At 35.8% G+C, this 23,277-nt stretch carries 19 protein-coding genes and 5 pseudogenes; 19 read left to right on the forward strand and 5 right to left on the reverse strand.

Features of this window, described 5'->3' with window-relative positions; genetic code table 11:
* Positions 1–66: 66 nt before the first annotated feature.
* Complete coding sequence (locus JCM19034_RS01080) at positions 67–921, reverse strand: Cof-type HAD-IIB family hydrolase (protein WP_062046583.1); 855 nt, start codon at positions 919–921, stop codon at positions 67–69.
* A 263-nt stretch (positions 922–1,184) separates the two neighbouring features.
* On the opposite strand from JCM19034_RS01080, the gene JCM19034_RS01085 reads away from it, so the two are divergent.
* Positions 1,185–1,547, forward strand: a complete 363-nt coding sequence (locus JCM19034_RS01085) for an IDEAL domain-containing protein (protein ID WP_062046585.1) — start codon at positions 1,185–1,187, stop codon at positions 1,545–1,547.
* A gap of 112 nt (positions 1,548–1,659) precedes the next feature.
* Here the strand turns inward: JCM19034_RS01085 and JCM19034_RS01090 are convergent, their stop codons facing one another.
* Positions 1,660–2,106: a hypothetical protein gene (locus JCM19034_RS01090; RefSeq protein WP_062046587.1), complete on the reverse strand. Its 447-nt coding sequence runs from the start codon at positions 2,104–2,106 to the stop codon at positions 1,660–1,662.
* A gap of 139 nt (positions 2,107–2,245) precedes the next feature.
* Between JCM19034_RS01090 and JCM19034_RS01095 the strand changes: the two genes are divergently transcribed.
* On the forward strand, positions 2,246–3,247 hold the full coding sequence (locus JCM19034_RS01095) for a methyl-accepting chemotaxis protein (RefSeq protein ID WP_062046589.1): 1,002 nt from the start codon (positions 2,246–2,248) through the stop codon (positions 3,245–3,247).
* 136 nt (positions 3,248–3,383) lie between these two features.
* Positions 3,384–4,554 (forward strand): annotated as a pseudogene (locus JCM19034_RS01100) (TraB/GumN family protein).
* Positions 4,555–4,982: 428 nt separating this feature from the next.
* Here JCM19034_RS01100 and JCM19034_RS01110 read toward each other — a convergent pair.
* The 3 genes and pseudogenes from JCM19034_RS01110 to JCM19034_RS01120 form a co-directional block, all read right to left on the reverse strand.
* Positions 4,983–5,957 carry an ABC transporter permease gene (locus JCM19034_RS01110; protein WP_082393668.1) on the reverse strand — a complete coding sequence of 325 codons (975 nt, stop codon included), beginning with the start codon at positions 5,955–5,957 and terminating at the stop codon, positions 4,983–4,985.
* Positions 5,954–6,890 (reverse strand): annotated as a pseudogene (locus JCM19034_RS21455) (ABC transporter ATP-binding protein). The gene JCM19034_RS01110 and the pseudogene JCM19034_RS21455 overlap by 4 nt, the downstream one beginning before the upstream one ends.
* Positions 6,891–6,902: 12 nt before the next feature.
* Entirely contained in the window at positions 6,903–8,051 is a 1,149-nt protein-coding gene (locus tag JCM19034_RS01120) for an NEW3 domain-containing protein (RefSeq protein WP_231686749.1), read from the reverse strand.
* 184 nt (positions 8,052–8,235) lie between these two features.
* Here JCM19034_RS01120 and JCM19034_RS01125 point away from each other — a divergent pair, with 184 nt between their 5' ends.
* The 16 genes and pseudogenes from JCM19034_RS01125 (at position 8,236) to JCM19034_RS01190 (ending at position 23,268) form a co-directional block, all read left to right on the forward strand.
* Complete coding sequence (locus JCM19034_RS01125) at positions 8,236–8,814, forward strand: RNA polymerase sigma factor (protein WP_062046596.1); 579 nt, start codon at positions 8,236–8,238, stop codon at positions 8,812–8,814.
* On the forward strand, positions 8,804–9,088 hold the full coding sequence (locus tag JCM19034_RS01130) for a hypothetical protein (protein ID WP_062046598.1): 285 nt from the start codon (positions 8,804–8,806) through the stop codon (positions 9,086–9,088). Before JCM19034_RS01125 ends, JCM19034_RS01130 begins: the two co-directional genes overlap by 11 nt.
* 23 nt (positions 9,089–9,111) lie before the next feature.
* A complete protein-coding gene (locus JCM19034_RS01135) occupies positions 9,112–9,489 on the forward strand; it encodes a hypothetical protein (protein ID WP_062046601.1) in 378 nt (125 codons plus the stop codon).
* Between the two features lie 113 nt (positions 9,490–9,602).
* A pseudogene (gene htpG, locus JCM19034_RS01140) lies at positions 9,603–11,480 on the forward strand (molecular chaperone HtpG).
* A 286-nt stretch (positions 11,481–11,766) separates the two neighbouring features.
* Positions 11,767–12,057, forward strand: a complete 291-nt coding sequence (locus JCM19034_RS01145) for a hypothetical protein (RefSeq protein WP_062046603.1) — start codon at positions 11,767–11,769, stop codon at positions 12,055–12,057.
* A gap of 92 nt (positions 12,058–12,149) precedes the next feature.
* On the forward strand, positions 12,150–12,377 hold the full coding sequence (locus JCM19034_RS01150) for a hypothetical protein (RefSeq protein WP_062046605.1): 228 nt from the start codon (positions 12,150–12,152) through the stop codon (positions 12,375–12,377).
* A gap of 251 nt (positions 12,378–12,628) precedes the next feature.
* Positions 12,629–12,892, forward strand: a complete 264-nt coding sequence (locus tag JCM19034_RS24430; protein ID WP_370621767.1) for a beta-L-arabinofuranosidase domain-containing protein — start codon at positions 12,629–12,631, stop codon at positions 12,890–12,892.
* 4 nt (positions 12,893–12,896) lie between these two features.
* Positions 12,897–13,580: a beta-L-arabinofuranosidase domain-containing protein gene (locus JCM19034_RS24435; protein ID WP_370621798.1), complete on the forward strand. Its 684-nt coding sequence runs from the start codon at positions 12,897–12,899 to the stop codon at positions 13,578–13,580.
* Complete coding sequence (locus JCM19034_RS24440) at positions 13,564–14,904, forward strand: DUF6805 domain-containing protein (protein WP_370621768.1); 1,341 nt, start codon at positions 13,564–13,566, stop codon at positions 14,902–14,904. Before JCM19034_RS24435 ends, JCM19034_RS24440 begins: the two co-directional genes overlap by 17 nt.
* Positions 14,905–15,433: 529 nt before the next feature.
* Positions 15,434–16,485 (forward strand): annotated as a pseudogene (locus JCM19034_RS01160) (fatty acid desaturase).
* Positions 16,486–16,639: 154 nt separating this feature from the next.
* Positions 16,640–17,766 (forward strand): annotated as a pseudogene (locus JCM19034_RS01165) (sensor histidine kinase).
* Between the two features lies 1 nt (position 17,767).
* Positions 17,768–18,367: a response regulator transcription factor gene (locus tag JCM19034_RS01170; protein WP_062046606.1), complete on the forward strand. Its 600-nt coding sequence runs from the start codon at positions 17,768–17,770 to the stop codon at positions 18,365–18,367.
* 243 nt (positions 18,368–18,610) lie between these two features.
* Positions 18,611–19,642, forward strand: coding sequence for a BMP family protein (locus tag JCM19034_RS01175; protein ID WP_062046609.1), 1,032 nt, complete (start codon positions 18,611–18,613; stop codon positions 19,640–19,642).
* 153 nt (positions 19,643–19,795) lie between these two features.
* A complete protein-coding gene (locus tag JCM19034_RS01180; protein ID WP_062046610.1) occupies positions 19,796–21,322 on the forward strand; it encodes an ABC transporter ATP-binding protein in 1,527 nt (508 codons plus the stop codon).
* Positions 21,303–22,364, forward strand: coding sequence for an ABC transporter permease (locus JCM19034_RS01185; RefSeq protein WP_062046612.1), 1,062 nt, complete (start codon positions 21,303–21,305; stop codon positions 22,362–22,364). The genes JCM19034_RS01180 and JCM19034_RS01185 overlap by 20 nt, the downstream gene beginning before the upstream one ends.
* Entirely contained in the window at positions 22,351–23,268 is a 918-nt protein-coding gene (locus JCM19034_RS01190) for an ABC transporter permease (RefSeq protein WP_062046614.1), read from the forward strand. The genes JCM19034_RS01185 and JCM19034_RS01190 overlap by 14 nt, the downstream gene beginning before the upstream one ends.
* Positions 23,269–23,277: the final 9 nt, after the last annotated feature.

Raw genomic sequence — 23,277 nt, forward strand, 5'->3', positions numbered from 1 at the left:
TTGTGTAATGAAGCCAATCAACATAGAGAAACTCCCGTAATGATATTCGGGAGTTTCATTTTTGTTTTAAGATAGAACTTTCGCTATTGCGTGTGCGACCCCATCTTCAAGATTCGTTTTTGTAACAAAATCACAAATTTCTTTTATGCCCTCCTCTGCATTGCCCATTGCTACACCAAAACCAGCCATTCTCAGCATTGATTCGTCATTGAAATTATCTCCAATTGCCATAACGTCTTTCATATCAATGCCTTTTTCATTTGCATAAAAGGATAAAGCGATCCCTTTTTGAGCTTTCGGGTGATTGAATTCTAAATTAGAAAATCCTGAAGAAGAAATAGCTAGGTCTTTATCATCCTTCAAACGATTATGTACAGCTTCAAGCTCTTGATCGAGTATTGAAAAGGCAAGTATTTTATAAGGAATAATATCTGGATTATTGAAGAGTGCTTCAAAGTTTTCAATCACTTCGATTTCCTCATCCTGAAAGCGTTGTTTGGCTAAAGCTTCAACATTTTCTCTATTCATATTAGGATTAGCAGATAATGTAATATCAACCATTACTTGAACAAATTTGTCACGACTATCTGAGAATCCACCTTTGTTTGTAAAAACTTCAAAGTACAACCCCTCTTCATTACATGCCTGTTGAATTCGGAAACAAGAAGAACGCTCTAAAGGTGCATCATAAATATTCTCGCCATTTATCGTGTATATTCGTGCACCATTAAGGCAAATAATCGGACAGTCAAGTCCTGCCTCATTCAGAGGTTTGTGAGCTGCTGAGTAAGATCTGCCTGTTGCAACAACTACTTCCATTCCTTCTTTTTGAGCCTGCCGGATAGCTTGAGCATTTTTTTCACTAATCTTATGTTTGTCGTTTAAAAGAGTTCCATCTAAATCGGTTGCAATGATTTTCATTTTATTGATCTCCTAACTATTTAGAAATTAACTGTAGCGGTTCCTCTCCATCATAACGATAATTTTGGGAGATTTCACGTTCAGAAGGTTAATTTTTATATAAAGTTAATGTAACCGATCACATTGCCACAATTCAATGTAATCTTCTTTCATTGCATAGGTAAATGCACAAGAAATCCTAAATATTAATGAATACTATGCAGTATGAGACATTTAGGAGAAACTATCTGTAAGGTTATAATGGGAAAGGCTGGTGAGCGTACATGGGTGGAAGGTACGGACGTCCTCAAGTAGGCGATTGGGTAAAAGGGAGAACGATGATCGGTGAGTTAGTTCATGGCTATGTTGAGCTTGAAGAAGTTTATCATACGTTTATTAAAGTAAGAGTTCTATTATCTGATAATAAAAAACTAATAGGTAAAATAGTACGTATTGATGAGAAAGACATACAAGTTTACGCGACAACAAAACAGTGGACAAAAGAAGAAATGGCTAATTTAATTGATTTAGCATTAAGTACGAGAGACCGAGAATGGTTTGATAAACTCTCATCCAAAGTAAAAAAAGGAGAAGTTTTAGATACCGGAAAAGGTCAAGAGTCTTTTTCACGATATGCGAATAAGTAATTTATTTGAGATAGGAGATTGAAACGTGGACAATAGAAGAGTGCGAATTTTGTTACGTCCAATTAAAAGCGTTCTTTTAGTTGGACGTAACTCATATTTTAAATCTCTTTACTCATTTAACGACTAGATAAGCGATCATTGGAACGTGGTGTTCATGAGAGGAATGAGTACTACAAATTAATCGATAAATTCCTTCTTCTTCAAAATTTACTTGTACGATAGTCTCTTCTCCTTTTCTGATCATGCCATTAATATCGGTGCCATCAATATGGAATGGGTGCTCGTGACCATTTATTCCATATATCCTTAACATAATGTCTTCTCCTTTAGGGAGATAGATGGTTCCGGGGTCCCAACGATAAGATTCAATTTCTTCACCATCAGGAGTTGTCGTTTTAAATTCTGTTGTAATCATGTGAAATTCTAATTCCTCGTCAAATGGATTAACCGTTGTCACGCTTTTGTGATCACCATTAAAGTATAAGAATGCTCCTATAAGTGTACAGACAAACACAATCGTTAGGTAAAGCCAGCTTTTCTTAATGAAAATGAATTTCAAAATAGAATCCCTCCTTCTAAACTTTATTTATCTATATGCATGTCCTGTCAGAATACTTGTCTAAAATGGAAAAATTTAAAGCAATTACATGATATAATGATGAAATGTTAAGAAAGAAAAGGTAGAAGGGGAAGGATCAATGGAAAATATAACAGAAAGAAGTTTAAATGTATCAGAATTAATGAATGAATTAAAAAATGACAATCAACAAATGGAATATGTAATGAAGGAAATACAAGATATTTCTATAAAATCAAACATTCTCGCATTAAATTCAGGAATAGAAGCAGCTAGAGCAGGTGAAGCTGGTCGAGGCTTTTCTGTTGTTGCATCGGAAATTAAAAAGTTTTCGGAAGACAGTTTGAATGCTAGTAAGAAAAGTGAGGAATTAATTAAACGAATCCAACAAAAAGCGAATGAAATTATTGCCGTTCGTACGGTAGATGTGGCTTTTGACACGATCGATAAAATAGACCGAAATCTTTTTGAACGGAATTGTGATGTACAAGCATGGGCAAGCTTTAACGTAGTAAAAGATTGTTTGAGTCAACCTTCTTATGAAACAAAAAAGTTGGCTGAGGACCTCTTGCAGAAGATTCATCGTATCTATGAAGTTTATTACGATTTATTTGTGTTAGATTTAAAAGGGAATATTGTCGCAGTAGCTCGGAATAAAAGTCAAGTAGGAGAGAATATGGCTGATCGTGAGTGGTTTAAACAAACAGTTGATAAACAGGATGTTTATGTAACTGATATGTACTACTCAAAGGTCGCAAACGGATATACAATGAATTATTCTAGTCCCGTTTTTGATGACGATGGTAATGTAATTGGTGTTTTTTCAACTAGATTTAATTGGGAATATATTTATGATATTATTGATTCGGTAAAAATTGATGAGGCAAGTAAATTATACGTAATCAATGATAAAGGCGAAGTGATTGCTTCAAAAGATCGCAATGATGTTTTTCAAACAAATTTAGAACATATAAAAGCAGTTCAAAAGGTAGTTTCTCGTACTGATGTACAAGGGTATACAATTGAAGGGACTAACATTTATGCATATTGTTTAACGAAAGGATATAATGCTTATAAAGGAAAGGGATGGGCAGTTATTGTTGAGGAGTCAATTGTTTCATGACAATTGAAAAGGGCTAGTGCTTTTTGCCTTTAGTATGATTAATCGCTTATATGATATAATTATATTTCATGACTAAAGTAAATATAATATCATTTTATATCGGATTATCCTATGGATCGGATGAGGAGGACAAAAATTGTCAGAGGAATATATTACAAGGTTAACGGTTAATGATAAAGAGATCATTTTAGTCGGAACGGCCCATATCTCAAAACAAAGTGTGGAGCAAGTACGAGAAGTCATTGAGCATGAGCAGCCAGATTCGGTTTGTGTTGAACTCGATGATCAGCGCTATCACTCTATCATGAAAGGTAACTCGTGGAAGGATATGGATATATTTAAGGTGATTAAAGAAAAGAAGTCAACCTTACTACTAATGAATTTAATTGTTTCCTCATTTCAGCGTAGAATGGCGAAACAATTTGGGATTAAACCTGGGCAGGAAATGATACAGGGAATTGAATCAGCGAAGGACGTAGGCGCAAAGCTTGTATTAGCAGATCGCAATATTCAAATTACGTTTGCTCGTATTTGGCACGGGGTTGGATTTTGGGGAAGAGCGAAGCTACTTAGTCAACTTGTATATAGTATATTTAGTAACGATGAGATTTCAGAACAGGAACTCGAAAAGATGAAATCTAAGGACATGCTTAATTCAATGCTGACGGAGTTTACAGAGACATTTCCACGTCTGAAAGCACCCCTCATTGATGAGCGTGATCAATATTTAGCACAAAAAATTAAACAAGCACCTGGAGAAAAAGTTGTAGCTGTATTAGGAGCAGCTCATGTTCCCGGTATAAAAAAAGAGATTAATAATGAACATGATTTAAAGGAATTAACGAAAAGGCCACCAAAATCAATTGTACCTAAAGTGATAGCATGGATGATTCCAATTGTTATTTTAAGTTTAATTGCTACGCCTTTTTCTCGAATCCTGAAGTAGGCATGAATTTAACGTGGAGTTGGATTTTGTGGAACGGAGCGTTTGCTGCTATTGGAGCAGCTATTGCATTTGGACATCCTTTATCAATTCTAACAGCATTTTTAGTTGCACCAATAAGTTCCCTTTATCCTTTATTAGCAGCAGGGTGGTTTTCTGGATTAGTAGAGGCAATGAGACGTAAGCCAAAGTCGCTGATTTTGAATCGTTAACTGAGGATGTTTTCACAGTGAAAGGCTTTTGGCGAAATAATGTTACCCGTATTCTGCTTATGGTTGTCTTAACAAATTTAGGAAGTACGTTAGGTACCATTATTGGTGGTGCTGATGTTGTTCGTTTGTTTTTTCATAATTTATTTGGGTAAGAGGATGAAAGGCATTTTCGTTTTTATAACGAAAGTGCAGCCTGTCGACAAAGTCTCACAAAAGCGAGACAGTCGACAGGCTTTTTTATTGCCAGGAAATCGTCCTCCGACCACGCCACCGGGATGGGGGGCACGCTTTTGGCAGGAGAGTTTTGAAGATGTGTAATCGTTCTAAGCTAACTGTCTTATATTCGGACTAACAACGGAAATCGTTAGACTTCTATCGAAAGGTAGGTCGACTATTATCCTAATTTATAGACAGTGATTATCCCGTATTGCGATTACTAGGCGACATAACCTTATTATAATTAGGTTTGTGGTGGTCGATTAGTTCACACTGTCTAAACGACAAGTAGCAATATGCTTTTAGCAATCGTTAATGCCTTAAAGGAGAAATTACTCCTTTAAGGCAAGGAAATACATGAATGTTAGTTACGTATTTCTTTACGCATAAACAATACATATGATAGAGCAAAGCAGACAAGTGTAGCTGCTGCTAGACCAATTAAGTGAGGAGTGATTAAAAAGAGACTTTGCGTTAATGGTAACGAACTTGGGATCGCTCCAACAATTTGTTCCATTGATAATGGCCCAAGAGCTCTTACAGTCGGAGTTAACAACGTCGTCGTTGCCTCACTAAAAAGCTGACTAGGTGCAATACGCATAAGTGATTGTAAGGTCCGTTCACTTAAATTAAATACAGAATGAAGCATATTAACAATTAAAGAATGAAATACGGTAAAATATAGCCAAACAGAAAGACTTGATAATGCTGATGTAGCTGCTTGTGAAAATTGAATAGAGAATAATATCGCGAGGTTTAGCCAAAACGCAATATAACAAATACTTAGAAGCAAAAAGCTAATGACTCTTAAAAACTCTTCGGGAGTAGGAGGAATACCAATGATGATAAGCCCTAAACCCATAACAAGAAAACCTAATCCGAAAATTAGTGTGCTTATAATTAAAAGTGCTGCAACAAATTTAGCATTTATGATGTAATCTCGTGGTATAGGCTGAGAAACTAGTCGGCTTAATGTCCGTTTTGACCATTCAGCATTGATTGCATCGAAGCCTAAAGCGATCCCAAGCAACGGTCCGATAAAGCTAATAAATATAAAGAACGGTGGTAGCGATTGATCGGAAACTGTAAACAATTTTAAAAATAAATAGTGATCATCATCTGTTAATTCACTAGCAACATCATAAATAGCACTTAATGCAGTATATAACGAAGCAAAACACGTAAGGGTAAGAAGAATGACTAAAAGGATTACACGCCAACTCCGTATATGATCAGCAATCTCCTTTTGTACTAATACCCAAAACGGAGGCATCGAATTTGTTTCTTGATGAGTAAATTTGTGGAGGAAACGTTGACCGTATTGTACGAATTTACTCATACCTCTTCACCTTCTTTGAAGTAGCTTTGGTAAATTTCATCAAGACCGACTTGCTGTTGATGAAACGACTCAATCGTTACATCACTTTTTGAGACGAGCTCGATAATTGTTTGTATTTGTCGTTTATCTGCAATTGTAAATGTTACTTCAGTGTCACTAATCTTCTGAATGTTCTTGATTCCTTCACGATTGTTAAAAGTTTTCATTAAACGATCATGTAAACCAGAAGTAACCATGTGTACACGATGCCCTTCTTGATTCATTAATTGTTTAGCCAAAGATTCAATGTTGCCTTCTGCTAATAATTGCCCTTGTACGAATAAACCAACTCGATCACAAATTTGTTGAACTTGCTGAAGTTGATGCGAAGACAATAATACAGTGATGCCGAGCTCTTTACTTAAATGGCGTATAAGTTTAAGTAATTCTTGTACCCCCATAGGATCAATTCCAAGAGTAGGCTCATCTAAAATAATCACCTCAGGCTTTTTCATTAAAACATCTGCTAACCCTAATCTTTGTTTCATTCCACGGGAATACGTGCCTGCTTTCTGATTAATTGCGTACTTTAGACCAACTTCGATTAATGTTTTTTTGCACGTTCTTTAGCCTCTTGAAAGGTTAGTCCATTTAACATTCCCGTTATGATAATATTATCTAAACCAGTACGGTTATCGTAAAAGCCCACTTGATCGGGAGATAACCGACCCTTTTCTTTACTTCTATTGGTGAAGTTGTAGAATTATGTTCACCAACATGGACTGAGCCCGAGGTCGGTTCAGATAATCCTAAGATCATCAATATGGTGGTAGACTTACCGGCTCCATTTGGACCTAGTAAACCAAAAACCTCGCCTTTTTTAATAGATAGATTTAATTGATCGACAGCGACTTTATCACCATATACTTTAGTTAAATTTTCAATTCGAATCATGGAACACACGATTTATCTCCTCCCATATTTACGGATCAGAAAATAAATCCCACCTATGACAATGGCTATTGTTAAAATACTAACCCAGCCCCAAAGTAACGACGTTTTTACAGACATACGGAATGACGTATTTGCATTGACTTCTGGTGCATTTGCTGTTATGTCTACAACATAATCACCGGCAATTGCTTGGCGACTTGCAGTAATTGTTGCTTTCACCAGCTCGCTTTCACCAGCCTCTAATACGGTTATCGTCTCTTTATCGAATGTAATGTCCCAATTGTGTGGCTGACTTGCTGATAATGAGATATCTGTTAACGTTGCTGACCCAGTATTTTCAACAATTAATTCAATTGTTTTTGATCTTCCTGCCGTTAAAGAATCACTTAACCGTCCAGATGGTGTCGTTAATTCGATATCATATGAGCCAGTGATCACCGCTTCTAAAGTTAATTCAGCTGAAGTATTTTCATTTCTAGCTACAATTGGAATTTCATAGCTTTCTTCTGACACTGTTGTAGCAGGTGTTACGTTAACTGTAACGTTTTGTGATGAATTCGATTCAACGGTAACAGCAGTAACCGTCTGTCCATCTACAGTGAAATCTACATGCCAGCCATTTGGTGGTTGAGCAAGCAATGCATAGTGTTGCTCATCTGCAGTGCGATTTGTAATCGTTGTATTATAAGAGAATGTTGAATCAGAATGACCTTCTAAATTGAGTTGATCCGAAGTGAATTCAGATGCAAATGTTCCTTCTTCTGTTACATTAACCGTTAATTCTCTTTCAGCAGTTAAGCCATTTTCTGTTTGGGCAACTGCTTTCATTTGATACAATCCTTTTTCTACTTCAAGTGGTACAACTACTTCTATATCAAACTCTTGTATATCATTTGGCTTTATGGATAAAGATTGGACATGCCAACCATCGGAAGAAAGTGTATACTCCCAATCATTAGTTTTCTCCTCTAACTCGACAGTCACTTGTTGGACGTTTGAAGTATGATTTAATATTTCAAACGTATAACGAATTGATTCCCCAGGAGTAACGGAAATTCCTGTGTAAGGTGTGTAAAGTTCGATACCTTCCGCTGCTGTCATCGACTTAGGCAAGCTTATGCTCATCAACATAACAAAAAGCATTAGTACAATTTTTTTCATATTCATCCCCCTTAAAATGTTTAATCTGTGGTTATTACGATCAAAATGATGGAATTGGATTTATAAAATGACTATTTTTTTTGAAATTTGGTATCCCTTAAACTGAAGCAGAAATAAAGTACTTGCCAAAATGATCAGTTTTGATAAAAATTAAGATAAAAAAAGTTGTTGAGGGTGATAAAAATTGAATCGGGCGGATGAGTTATTAAAACAGATTGAAGCTGGTTCTATTGAAGCATTTGAGCTTTTTTATGAACAATATCATCGATTCGTCTTTTCAATTGCATTCAAACACTTGCAAAATCAACAAGAGGCTGAGGATGTCAGTCATGAAGTATTTATTGAAGTAGCTAGAAAGGCAGGTCAATACGAGAGTTCACGAGGGAGTGTGGAAGCATGGATAGCGATTAAAACGAGAAGTCGTTCGATTGATTGGCTGAAACGTAAGAAAGAATATGCTTATGAAAATATTAACGAATTTCAAGAAAAAAAGCATCAAGTGCAGCTAGAAGAGAATGTATTAAGAAAATTGGATCGCGAAGCATTAACTACTGCAATGAGTCGATTGCCATACCCGCAAAGGCAGGCTATTTATCACAGTTATTTTAAGGAGCTTTCACATCGCGAGATAGCAGATAAGCTTCAAGCCCCTCTTGGTTCAGTTAAATCAGCTATTCGTTATGGATTGAATAATCTACGAAAATATCTGTCTGAATCAAAAAGGTTTCAATCTATGAAGGGAGAAGATAAATATGACATGTAGACATCGATCCGATGAAGAAATGATCGACTATATCGTAGGGAATTTATCTTTTTCAGAGACGAAAAAAATGGCTGAGGAGATTGATTACTGTGAGGATTGCTATGAACATTTTTCCTATTGGTCAAACCTATTAACTAACCAAGAAGAAATAGAACCTTCCCATCATTTGAAAAAAAGAGTGATGTCCTCATTTAAGAAAGAAAAGAGTTCTAAAAAAAGAGCTACAGTTGTAAGGAAATGGAAACCCGTTGTTTATACAATGCCTCATGTATAATCGTTAGTCTTATAACATATAGCATGCTGCAATATGAACGTACAACAATTAATGATCATTATCAGAATATTGATTTAGAAAATGCAAAGCAATTTCAACTAGTTTCTAATTCAGAACAAGAATTAGATGGGCAAGTTTTTTTTAATGAACAAACAAATGAGTTGTATATATATGTTGACGGTCTGCATTCCTTAACGAAAGAAGAGCAATATCATGCATGGATTACGATAGCAGATCAAACGTATTTGCTAGGCCATATGCAATGGTTAGACGGAAGAGGGTTAATCTATAGCAGTGATCATTCATTTGATTTTATTGCACCAATGGTCATTACGGTGAAAAAATCTCCTTCTTCAAACATGTGGGATAATGACATGATCATTATGCAGCTAAGCAATTAAAAAGGGGTGGGCGTTGACGAATAATTGAAAATATGATAAAAAAACTATAGTGTTAGCACTCGATCGTAATGAGTGCTAAAATCTCTATATGGAAATGAAAGGGGTCAAAAACGATGACAAAAAAGCAATTTCAAGCTGAATCAAAGCGTCTATTGGAAATGATGATTAATTCAATTTATACGCAAAAAGAAATCTTCTTACGTGAGTTAATTTCGAATGCAAGCGATGCAATTGATAAGATGTATTATAAAGCATTAACAGATGATTCAATTCGTTTTGAGAAAGATGATTATTACATAAAAATTGAATTCAATAAAGATAAACGTACCTTAACGGTTGAAGACACAGGAATCGGGATGACCGAAGAGGAGTTAGAAACTCATTTAGGAACAATTGCGAAAAGTGGTTCATTAGCTTTTAAGAATGAAAATGAAATTAAAGATGGCCATGATATTATCGGTCAGTTTGGAGTAGGTTTTTACTCGGCTTTTATGGTTGCAGATAAATTAACTGTCGTAAGTAAATCTGTTGATAGTGACCAAGCATATAAATGGGAATCAGATGGTGTAGATGGTTATACGATTGAACCAGCTGAAAAGGATTCCGTTGGTACCGTTATTACATTAACCATTAAAGAAAATACAGACGAGGAAAACTATGATGAATTTCTTGAAGAATATCGTCTGAAATCTATTGTGAAGAAATATTCCGATTTCATTCGCTACCCAATTAAAATGGATGTACTAGAAAGACATAAAAAAGAAGGTAGCGAGGATGAGTGGGAAGAGTACACCGAGGAAAAAACGATTAATAGTATGGTACCGATTTGGCGAAAGAATAAAAATGAACTAACGGATGAGGATTACGAGAATTTTTATAAAGAAAAACATTATGGCTTTGATAAACCACTTACACACATTCATATAAGTGTAGATGGTGCTGTTCGTTACAATTCTATATTATATATTCCTGAAACGATTCCATTTGATTATTACTCAAAGAATTTGAAAAAGGGCTAGAATTATATTCAAGTGGTGTTCTAATCATGGATAAATGTGCGGATCTATTACCTGATTATTTTAGCTTCGTAAAAGGAATGGTTGATTCAGAAGATTTATCTCTTAACATTTCTCGTGAAATATTGCAGCATGACCGTCAATTAAAGCTGATTGCCAAAAATATTAAAAAACAAAATTAAAAGTCAGCTACAATCATTATTAAAAAATGAACGAGAGAAATACGAAACGTTTTATCAATCGTTTGGACGTCAATTAAAATACGGTGTGTATTCTGAGTATGGTAGCCATAAAGATGTTCTCCAAGACTTATTAATGTTCTATTCTTCAACAGAAAAGAAACTAGTAACATTAGAAGAATATGTATCACGTATGCCTGAAGAGCAAAAATTCATTTATTATGCAACAGGTGAATCGTATGAGCGTATTGAAAAGTTACCGCAAATTGAAGCAGTGAAAGATAAAGACTATGAGGTATTGTATTTTACTGAAGATGTTGATGAATTTGCAATTAAAATGTTAGCAAGCTATAAAGAAAAAGAATTTAAATCTGTTGCTAGTGGGGACCTCGGAATAGAAGATGATGAAGAAAACAAGTCTGAGGAAAAAGAAGAAAGCTATAAGGAATTATTCGATAAAATGAAATCACTACTATCTGGTAAAGTGAAAGATGTTCGCATCTCAAAACGTTTACGTACTCATCCTGTATGCTTTGCAACTGAAGGTGAAGTGTCAATTGAGATGGAAAAAGTGTTAAAAGCAATGCCTGACAATCAAAACATTGAAGCCGATAAGATTTTAGAGATTAATGTCAAACATGATGTATTCCAATCACTTCAAAAGGCGTTTGAGCAAGATGAAGAAAAGCTAAATCTTTATACAAATTTATTATACAATCAGGCGTTGCTAATTGAAGGCTTACCAATTCAAGATCCAGTAGAATTTACGAATGACATGTGTAAAGTGATGGTATAATCTCTTATAAAAGGAAAAGCAGCTGTTTGCTGCTTTTTCTTTTTTTAGAATAAGAAATGATAAAATCAATGAAGAGAAGAGTATGCGTTTGTCTAAAAAGTTCTCCCACTTTCAGACAAACTTAAAAACATTGAAACGGCTCAGCTACACATTTTAAGTGTCTTAAGTATAAGTGAAAAACAGAGTTTGCATCTAGGTAGCTGTTCCATTATTAAACTGTCACAGGCCAGCCATTCTCTTGCATAGGCTATGGTGGAAAAGAGAATATGAATGGGAGGAATATAATGTGTATGTAAATGGCTATTATCCTCATATAAAACCACACGGACATCATCAACCATTCGGGTATCAACATAATCGTCAACAACACTCTTACAATGGCGTAAATAGCTCTTATTGGCGAGAACAATTGATCTCTGGTGACGCCACATGGACGAATGGTGGAGCAGTTACGAAATGTGGTTTGCCTTGGACTATGAATCAATCGATGACAGTTGCTGTTAGTGAGCAGTCAAGATTTCGTTGTGGTGAGAAGTTGAGGATTAGAATCGAAATACACATAGAGAAATTACGGTAACCATCGTCGATACAGTTTCTAATTCCCCAGAAAATAGGCTAAATTTACACCAACAAGCATTTCTTGCTCTAGGTGCAAATTTAGAGGAAGGCTTGATCCCGATAGAGATGACTAGTTATGTTCCAGAAGAGGATCGATGGAGTTCATATGTTAGACGAATGATACAAACTGCTTATCCCAATTATCAGCTAATTGGTGATAAGTTTTTACATGAACAGATAGAAACATTTGCTCTTGTAAGAAGAATGTATGAATTACAATTACAGTCTGCACAAGAGAGAATGGGTGTTCAAGTAGCTGTGACATTTAGTCTGAGATGAATCGTGTTCGTTCGTTTGAGATACAAGAAATAAATGTGTAAAGGAGGGTTTGCCTTTAAGTTTTTTATTGAAATTATAAGCATTTAAGTACGTATATAAATTATTTTTCGAGTTTGAATAAAGAAAAGGATTTTCCCAATATAGTCGGATCTGTCTACCTATTATGTGCATCCTACTACCGACAATATGACATCATCATGATAAGATACAACAAAATCATCCTGTTTTATTAGGAGCTAGGAGGATGTTTCATGCACCAAGTCCAATTATTAGAGGGTATTTTCAAACAGTCCGAATTAAAAGGAAAAGAATACTTACTTAATTTAGATGTCGATCGACTAAGTGCTCCCTGTTATGAAGCTATCGGTCAGGAAGCAAAAAAGCCTCGATATGGCGGATGGGAATCAACAGGGATTAGTGGTCACTCGATAGGTCATTGGTTATCAGCGATGGCACAAATGTATGCGGTAACAGGAGAAGAAATTATAAAAAGAAAAAATTACTTATGCAATTAGCGAACTGGCTTATTTACAGTCTTTAGACGAAAAAGGCTATGTTGGTGGATTTCCCAGAAAGTGCTTTGATATAGCCTTTTCCGGAGACTTTGAGGTAGAGCATTTTAATTTAGCTGGTCAATGGGTACCTTGGTATAGTTTGCATAAGGTATTTGCTGGTTGCATTGATGTCTATCAATTAGTTGGATTAAAACAAGCGTTAGAGGTAGTTACAACATTAGCAGACTGGGCTGCAAAAGGAACGGATCAGTTAACGGATGAACAATTTCAACGAATGCTTATTTGCGAGCATGGTGGCATGAATGAAGCAATGGCTGATTTATTTTTAATAACTGGTAACGATGCTTACTTACGTTTAGCGATTCGCTTCTGTCATCAAGAAGTTTTAGAACCTTTGGCAAAAGGAATTGATGAGTTAGAAGGGAAACATGCTAATACACAGATACCAAAAGTAATTGGAGCCGCAAAACTATTTAACATTACAGGTGAGAGAAAATACAAAGATATGGCCCTGTTCTTTTGGAATGTCGTAACGAAGCATCGGTCCTATTCAATAGGTGGAAATAGTATAAATGAGCATTTTGGACCAACGAATAGCGAACGGCTTGGAGTACAGACAGCGGAAACGTGTAATACGTATAATATGTTAAAGTTAACGGAGTTTTATTTGCTTGGGAACAAAAAATGAATATATAGATTTTTATGAAAGGGCATTATATAACCATATATTAGCTTCACAAGATCCTGATACGGGGATGAAAACGTATTTTGTTTCTACACAGCCTGGTCACTTTAAAGTGTATTGTTCTGCGGAGAATTCTTTTTGGTGTTGTACTGGTACAGGGATGGAAAACCCAGCTCGCTATACGAGAGGAATTTACTATCATCATGACAATAACCTATTTGTTAATTTGTTTATTGCATCAACGTTCAAGGCCAGTCATTTGCCAATAGCGATTAAGCAAGAAACAGAATTCCCAAAGTCATCTCAATCTGTGCTAACAATTGAAGAAACAAGTAATGAAGAATGGAATTTACACATTCGTGTACCTTATTGGATAAAGGAAGAAATGCGTGTGTATGTAAATAATCAAGAAGAAGAGGCTAGAAGTGCTACTCCAGGTTTTATAAGTTTAAAACGGAAGTGGAAAAAAGGGGACAAAATCACGCTACACTTACCAATGGGCTTGCATTCGTATGTTGCTAAAGATGATCAAAGGAAAATCGGCATCATGTATGGCCCGCTCGTATTAGCTGGAGCATTAGGGAGAGAACAATTTCCTGATTCCGATATATTAGATAATCACTTGTCATTAAATAATCATCCGCTCATTGATGTTCCAACCCTTGTTACTGATCCCAAGGATTTATTAAACAAAATTTCACTCGTTGATCATAATACGTTAACTTTTGAAGCCGAAAAAATAGGTCAGCCTGGTAATCAATCTGTCAAGCTAATTCCGTTTTATCAGCTTCATCACGAACGATATACACTTTATTGGGATGTCATGGACGAGCATACGTATGAACATTTTGTTGATGAAGAAAATATAGCCTTACAAAAACTACGAGAACGTACAGTCGATGAGGTTCAACCGAACGAACAACAGCCGGAAGTTGAACATAACCTGCTAAAAAGCAACTCGAATTCCGGATATTTAAATGTGATCCAAAGAGGGTGGAGAGATTGCTATAATGGTGGTTATTTTAGCTATCAATTAAAAGTGTTGGAAAATGAACCTATGGCACTAAGAGTGATGTATTTTGAAGGGGGAACAGGCGTACATGTTGATGGTAGTTGGTACAAGCGCCAATTCTCTATTGAAGTTGATGGGGAAGTTATTGTTGAGCCAGAATTTACAAAAGGGATAGAAGACGAGGAGACGTATATTGAAGAATACCCAATTCCTCTAGCTTTAACAGAAGGGAAGCAATCCGTTGAAGTGAAATTTGTAACAAAAGAGGATCATGCTTCAGGACGGATTTATGAAGTTAGAATGGTGAAAATTTAAAATAAAAAACAAATTAGAGGTTGGGACAAAGCCCTCCTCACAAGTGAAAAGCCGGTGAATTTTACGATCAGTAAAACTTCACCGGCTTTGATGATCTTCAACAATAAAGTAAGGGCCGGACCACTTCTGATAAAATTCAGTTACCACACCAAATCAAATCAGAAAGAAGTATCCTAAAGATTTATATGTAAAATTAAAAAATAATGATATTGCCTTCTGTGTTCATCATAGTTGAAAGTATCCTCATGAAGTGTAAGAGCTTTTGTGTAACGCGGACTGTCCTGTCTCTCATCTACGAATGATAATTAAAATTATCTTATGATTAGTTAAAGTTAATCATCCTGCTTTTCATTTGAAAGCCTCTGACACTAAAGATAAACCAAATATTTAAAATAATTCATATTGTTATTTGTCACTAAGGAACATGACATTTGTCATCTTAAATATTTGACGTTCATGACTTATAATATTTAACGTTCTCACCTAAAATAAGGTTAAACGATTCAATAAACATTTCAGGGGGAACGAAATGAGTAAACAAAAATTAGCACAATTAAGAAAAATGGTCATACCTTTTGAAAAATCGGATCAACGTACAAGCTTGAAACAAATAATAAATACAATACCGCCATTCTTTATTCTATGGTATTTAGCCTATGTAAGTTTAGACGTATCTGTATTTATTTCAATTGGTTTAGCGGTTATTGCTGCAGGATTTGCAGTTCGAATTTTTATTATTTTTCATGATTGCTGTCATGGTTCTTTTCTGAAAAACAAAAAAATGAATACATGGTTAGGTACGATAACCGGTATCATCACTATGTTTCCTTTTGAAAAGTGGAAGTGGGAGCATTCGATGCATCATGCATCAAGTGGGAATTTAGATAAGCGTGGCATTGGTGATATGTGGGTTATGACAGTAGATGAGTATATTAAAGCTTCTTTGAAAGAAAGAATCGCTTATCGTATTTACCGTAATCCGATCGTAATGTTTGGTTTAGGTCCTGTTTACTTGTTTTTTGTAACAAATCGCCTTAATCGTAAAGGTGCAAGAAAAAAGGAACGGATAAATTTATATTTCACAAACCTAGCGATTGTACTTATATATGCTGCAATGATTTGGCTTGTTGGGTGGCTACCATTCCTCATTATACAAGGGACGATTATGTTCGTATCAGGGATGTTAGGAATATGGTTGTTTTACATTCAACATCAATTTGAGGATTCATATTTTGAAGATGAAACTGAATGGGATTACGTAAAAGCGGCAATTGACGGTAGTTCGTATTATCAGCTTCCAAAAGTACTGCAATGGATTACAGGAATATTGGTTATCATCATGTTCATCATTTAAGTCCTCGTGTACCTAATTATCATTTAGAAAAAGTACATGAATCTGTTGTTCCCTTACAAAAGGCAACTACTGTAACGATAAAGTCAAGCTTAGCAGCACTGCGATTTCGTTTATATGATGAAGAATCGAAAACGTTTCTTACATTTAAGGATATAAAACCGCAGCTCCAACAAGCAAAGCGAACAAATCGATTAGAAAAAAGAAGGCTTAGCTTATTAGGGAAATAATATAGATTTGCTGCTTTTATTAAATATGCTGCAATGTTGGGTTTGTTTTCAAAGGTACTAATAATCTTTGGGAACAAACCCTTTTCTTTACTAATAATGGATGAAATAAAGTATACTAAACAGAGAAGCTTTACTATATAGAAGAGAGGTTCATATGCAGAAATGGTATAATATATTTCCGAAAAATACAGGTTTAAGTATTTATGTTTGGATCATTTTTTGTTTGTTACCCTTTTACTTTATATTTAGAACGACGTCTGCCTTTGAGATTATTTTTGGCTGTATCATGATTATTCTCTTTTTTATGGCATACCGCCTTTCCTTTATTTCAAAGGGGAAATTTATATACCTTTGGGTTGCGATGGAAATGGTGATTAGCGTGACGATGACCCTGTTGTACGGATATGTCTATTTTTCTTTATTCCTTGCCTTTTTTATTGGAAATATAAGAAGCAAGATTGGTTTCTTTACACTTTATATTATTCACTTAATAACGACGATCATATCAATTTGCATTTGTTTTTTATAGAAAGAGAATTATTTATGTCTCAATTTCCGTTTATTGTAATGTCCGTCATTGGTGTGATCTTATTGCCATTTAATACGTATAACCGCAATAAGCAAGAGCAATTGGAAAGTCAGCTTGAGGATGCCAATAATCGTATTTCAAAGCTAATGGTTATCGAGGAAAGACAACGGATTGCCAGGGACCTTCATGATACACTTGGCCAAAAATTGTCTCTAATCGGATTGAAAAGTGACTTAGCAAGAAGGCTAGTTTATGTTCAACCTGATAGAGCAAGAGAAGAGCTTACTGATATTCAACAAACAGCTAGAACAGCACTAAAAGAAGTACGTGAGATGGTATCGAACATGCGCGGCATCAAGCTGGAGGAAGAAATAGAACGTGTTCAGCAATTATTACGAGCAGCTGAAATTGATTTTTCATTAAAAGGTACAACAAGCTTAAAGTACACTCCATTACTTGTTGAAAACGTAGTAAGTATGTGTATAAAAGAAGCAGTTACGAATGTTGTTAAGCATAGTCAGGCCACGTTATGCCAAATTAGCATTGAAGAAACGTCTGAGGAATTATGTATTCTAATATGTGATAATGGTACTGGATTTCAATTTGATAAAGAAACAAAAGGTAATGGATTAAGAGGGATTGAAGAACGTTTGGATTTTCTTAATGGAAGTTTACAAGTTTCCAATAATAAAGGGACGATACTTACAATTCGCGTACCGAAAATTATAAAACAAGAAATGGGGGGATCATGACATGATTCGGATTGTCATTGCAGAGGACCAAGGTATGCTGTTAGGTGCACTAGGAGCACTGTTAGATTTAGAAGATGATATGGAAGTTGTTGGGAAGGCACGTAATGGTGAAGAAGCTATCCAGTTAGTTCGAGAGAAGAAACCAGAAATTTGTATTATGGACATTGAAATGCCGATAATGAGTGGGCTAGATGCTGCTGAATTATTAATGGATGACGAATGTAAAGTCATTATATTAACAACATTTGCCCGTTCGGGTTATTTTGAACGAGCAAGAAAAGCGAATGTTAGTGGTTATTTATTAAAGGATAGTCCAAGTGAAGAGTTAGCAAGTGCAATTAGAAAAATTATACAAGGCCAAAAAATGTATTCACCTGAATTAATAGATTTAGCATTTGAAGAAGATAATCCTTTAACGGAACGAGAAAGACAAGTCATAGAGTTAATGGCGACTGGAAAAAGCACTAAAGAAATTGCAGGGGAGTTATTTTTGACTAATGGAACGGTACGAAATTATATTTCCATTATTTTAGATAAGCTTGATGTAAGTAATCGAATTGAAGCAATTACGAAAATTAAAAATAACGGTTGGTTTAAATAAGAGATTTTTTGAAAAAGTTCGATAGTACTTTTAGGCCTATAAATAAAGCAATGTAAGCGCTCTCCCTCTTCTATAGACTTCGCGAAGATTAACTTTTGGAATATTGACATCCCTCTCCTTTCTGAATAAGATAAGCTTAGTCGACAAAATTCTTCGAATTTTTTATACATTTTGATTTCGGGTAATGGAGAATATATTAGGCTGACTTATACTAGAATAAAGAAATTGAGTGGGGGATCATACGTGAAAAGGCTATTTAGTGTACTTATTATTTTTATTTTGTTACTTGCTGCATGTAATGCCAATGATGATAACGATGATGTGGCAGAAAATGAAGGTGCTGTTGAGGGAGCAACTGATCTGAAAATTGCTCTTATCTTACCAGAACCTATTGGACAAAATCCTTTTTTTCAACAGATGCAGGATGGAGCAAAGCAGGCAGCTGAAGATTTTGGCGTTGCTGTAACTTCTGTTGAATCGACTGATTATTCAGTCATTGAGGAGAATTTACGGGTTGCAGTTGCTGAAGGCTATGATTTAATAATTTCTGCCGCATTCGAAGCAGAAGACCCATTAAAAAATGTTGCAACAGATAATCCTGAACAAGCATTTGCAATCATCGATACGGTAGTTGACCTACCAAATGTAAGTAGTGTCAATTTTGATGAGCATGAAGCTGCTTATTTATTAGGTGCAGCAGCAGGCTTATTAACTGAATCAAACGTTGTTGGAATGGTAGCAGCAATGGATATTCCACTTCTATCAAAGTGGACGGAAGGCTTTGAGAATGGTTTAAAAGCTACTAATGCGGATGCTACATTTCTTCTAAATTTCGTGAATGATTTTGCTGATCCAGCTCGTGCAAAAGAATTAGCCTTTATGCAAGAATCACAAGGAGCTGATTTTATTGCTGGAGCTGCTGCAGTTGGTGATTTAGGTGTCTTTGAAGCAGCAGAAGAGAAGGGCTTTTTAACAGCTGGACAAGATATAGATTATACGGTTCAATATCCAGAGCATGTTGTGCTGTCTCAATTGAAAGGAACCGATGCTGCAGCTTACGAAACAATTAAGGCCTTTGTAGAAGGAACCTATGATTCTGGTGTCATTAGTTATGGTCTAGCAGATGGTGGGGTTGGCCTAACATATGTGACACATGAAAGTGAAACGCCTCTTAGTGATAAAGTCGACGAAGAGGTTATAAAGCAGGTTACCGAGATTAAGGATAGTATTGTTTCTGGTGAATTAGTAATTCCCAACCCTTTACAAGGTGAATAATGCTTACATTAATTTTGTAAGGAGAGAGCTTCCTTTTTTTACAGTAAGGTGACTAAAAACTTTTTAATCTTGTGGAAGATTAATAGTTTTCAAGTCACCTTTTCCTTGTTTGTTAAAGCAATTGAATTGAAATTGTTAAGGAGGGGGAACTTCATGTCCACTGTACTTGAAATGAAACATATGTCAAAAAGATATGGTGAGTTTTATGCGAATAAAGATATTTCATTCTCATTAAAGAAAGGAGAAATCCATGCAATTATCGGTGAAAACGGTGCCGGGAAAACAACATTAATGAGGATGTTATATGGAATGGAAACACCAACGGCAGGGGAAATGATACTCCATAATAATAAAGTGAATTTCTCAAGTCCAGCAGATGCGATTAATCAAGGGATTGGTATGGTTCATCAGCATTTTATGTTATTTCCATATTTAACTGCTGCGGAGAACATAGTTATTGGACGTGAACCAAAAAAAATAGGTTTTTTTCAACGTAACGAAGCAATAAAAGCAGTTGCTGCTTTGTCTGAACAATATCGGATTCCCATACACCCTACGAAAAAAATAATGAAATGTTCCCTTGGTGAACAGCAAAGAGTCGAAATTATCAAAGTATTGTATCAAGGGGCAGATATTATCGTTTTGGATGAGCCAACAGCCGTTTTAACACCATTAGAAGTTCAAGAACTGCTTAAAACGATTCGATTTTTGGCATCCCAAGGTAAAAGCATTATTATTATTACCCATAAATTGCAAGAAGTAATGGATGTAGCGGATAATGTGACCGTTTTACGAAATGGAAAAGTGACAGGCACCATGGCAATTAATGAAGCGACCTCTCATAAATTGGCAACATTAATGGTTGGTCGTGAGTTGAAGAACGTCGAAAAAAGAAGATCAATAAGTGGAGAACGTTTTCTAGAGCTTGCGGATGTTCGAGTGCAAGAAAATAATGCTAAACCAGTGTTGAAAGACGTTTCTTTTCAAGTGAGTCGTGGTGAAATTGTAGGAGTTGCAGGAGTATCGGGGAATGGACAGTCTGAACTAATTCAGGCGATTGCCGGATTAATTAAAGTTCAAAATGGCTCTATTAAGTTGAATGGTCAACCAATTAACGAACTTTCTGTTAAAGAAAGAAGGGATATTGGGCTAGCTCATATACCAGAGGATCGATATAAATGGGGAGTTGCGAAAGACGCGACCGTTGAAGAAAATGCAATCATTGGTTTTCATCGTAAAAAGAATTATGTGAAAAGTGGATGGATGAAGAGATCGTCACTACGTCCTATCATTCAAGAATGGATTGAGCAATTTTCTATTAAACCGAATTCTTTAACAGAACAGGCAGCAAATCTATCAGGTGGAAACTTACAGAAGCTGATTGTCGCTCGTGAGTTAGGACAAAATACTCCTTTTTTGATTGCGGCCGAACCCACTAGAGGGGTCGATATAGGTGCAATGGAAGTCATCCATGATGCAATCGTAAAAAAACGAAATGAAAATGGATCGGTGTTACTAGTTTCTTCAGAGCTTACTGAAATTTTAAAGTTATCTGATCGCATATTAGTTATGTTTGAAGGTGAAATCGTAGGAGAATTAAGCCGATCGGAAGCGACTGAAGAAAAGCTTAGTATATTAATGGCAGGAGGTAAACTGGGAGATGCGGTTCGTAAAAATTAATGCACTTATCCAACCTCTTTTTGCTATTTTAATAGGTTTGATAGTGGGAGCTATTGCAATGAGAGCATTAGGAGAACCAATACTACAAACGTATGGTGAAATGTGGAAAGGTGCTTTTGGTAATTTATATTTTGTTATGTCAACTCTTGCTAGAGCAACACCGATTTTATTAATTGCATTAGGTGTAAGTATTGCTTTTCGTGCTGGAGCGTTTAACTTAGGTGGAGAAGGACAGATGGTATTAGCCGCCGTTAGTTCAGCTCTGGTTGCTCTTTATATACCTGGACCTGGTTTTGTTAAATTAATCGCAGCAATTTTAATTGGTTTTTCGATTGGCGGAATTTGGTCTGCATTAGCTGGTATGATGGAAGCAAAATTTAAAGTCCAACTCATTATCTCAACATTGCTAATGAACTATATAGCTGTGTTATTTGCAAGTTATTTAGTTAGTCATCCATTTCAAGACCGTGACGGTTCCGCAGCGTTAGCACAGACGAAATTACTCGATCAAGCAGCTTATATTCCAAAATTAATTGCTGGTATGAGTGTTCATTACGGTTTTGTAATAGCAATTGTGATTGCGATTGGATTATTTATTGCTTTTCGTTATACAGCAATCGGGTATGAAGTGAACATGCTTGGGAAAAACCCATTTTTCACTTCATATGGAGGAGTAAATCGATCAAAAGTAATGTTAATTAGTATGTTTGTTAGTGGTGGAATAGCGGGATTAGCTGGTGTCTTTGAAGTGTTAGGATCTCATTATCGATTTGTCGATAATGCCCTCACAGTTCCAGATTATGCTTGGACAGGTATAATGGCAGCACTATTGGCTAAATCTAATCCACTTGCGGTTATTTTCAGCTCCATTTTCTTAGCTGCTTTACATACAGGATCTTTAGGAGTAGAACGAAATACCGATGTTCCATTAGAAGTTGGCAGTATAATACAAGCAGTTCTAATTTTATTTATATCTGCGAACATAACATTCGCGTGGATTAGGGCCTATAAGAAAGAGAGGAAAAACAATGGAGTTATTTGATCTTTCTCTTTTAAATTCAACATTACGAATGGTTACACCGATTTTATTAGCTGCTCTTGGAGGTATGCTTTGTTCTCGGGTTGGTATCTTTAATGTAGGTCTAGAGGGATTAATATTAGTCGGAGCGTTTAGTGCAATTGTTGCGAATTATTTTACCGGAAATTTGATAGTTTCAGTCATATTTGCTGCATTCATTAGCTTATTATTTTCTCTTATTTTAGCAGTTATGGCGATTCAATTTAAAGCGAATATGATCGTTGTTGGAATCGCCATTAACTTCTTAGCTTTAGGCTTAACGACCTTCTTACTGCGTGCGATCTTCGATGTGAAAGGTGCCTTTTACGATAACACAATGACTGGATTACCTAATATTAATATTCCTATTTTAGAAAACATCCCAGTACTAGGGGCGATCTTTTCAGGGCATACGATTCTTGTTTATGTTGCTTTAGTTGTCCCGTTTATTTTATTTGTCTTCATGTATCGAACAGTGACTGGCTTTCGAATGTTATCTGTAGGCTACAATCAAGTAGCTGCTCGTAGCTTAGGTATTCATGTAGAAGGATTACAATACTTAGCTATTGCATTAAGTGGTATACTCTGCGGGTTAGCTGGAGCCCAGTTATCATTAGGGTTAGTAACGATGTTCTCTGAAGGTATGACTGCTGGCCGTGGCTTCATCGCCCTTGTTGCCACAATGTTAGGTCAATCTCATCCATTTGGTGTATTAGGAGCAAGCTTATTGTTCGGTTTAACAGATGCATTAAGTACACGGATGCAAAGCTTTTCAATACCAACACAATTTACAAGTATGATTCCATATGTGTTAACGTTAGTAGCTATGTTTTTACTAAAAGGACGTGGGGTCGAAACCGATGAAACGAATCAACAAAGTTCTCGTTAAAGGAAGTGA

The sequence above is a fragment of the Bacillus sp. JCM 19034 genome, from assembly GCF_001310635.1.
Lineage (GTDB): Bacteria > Bacillota > Bacilli > Bacillales > Bacillaceae_D > Halalkalibacter.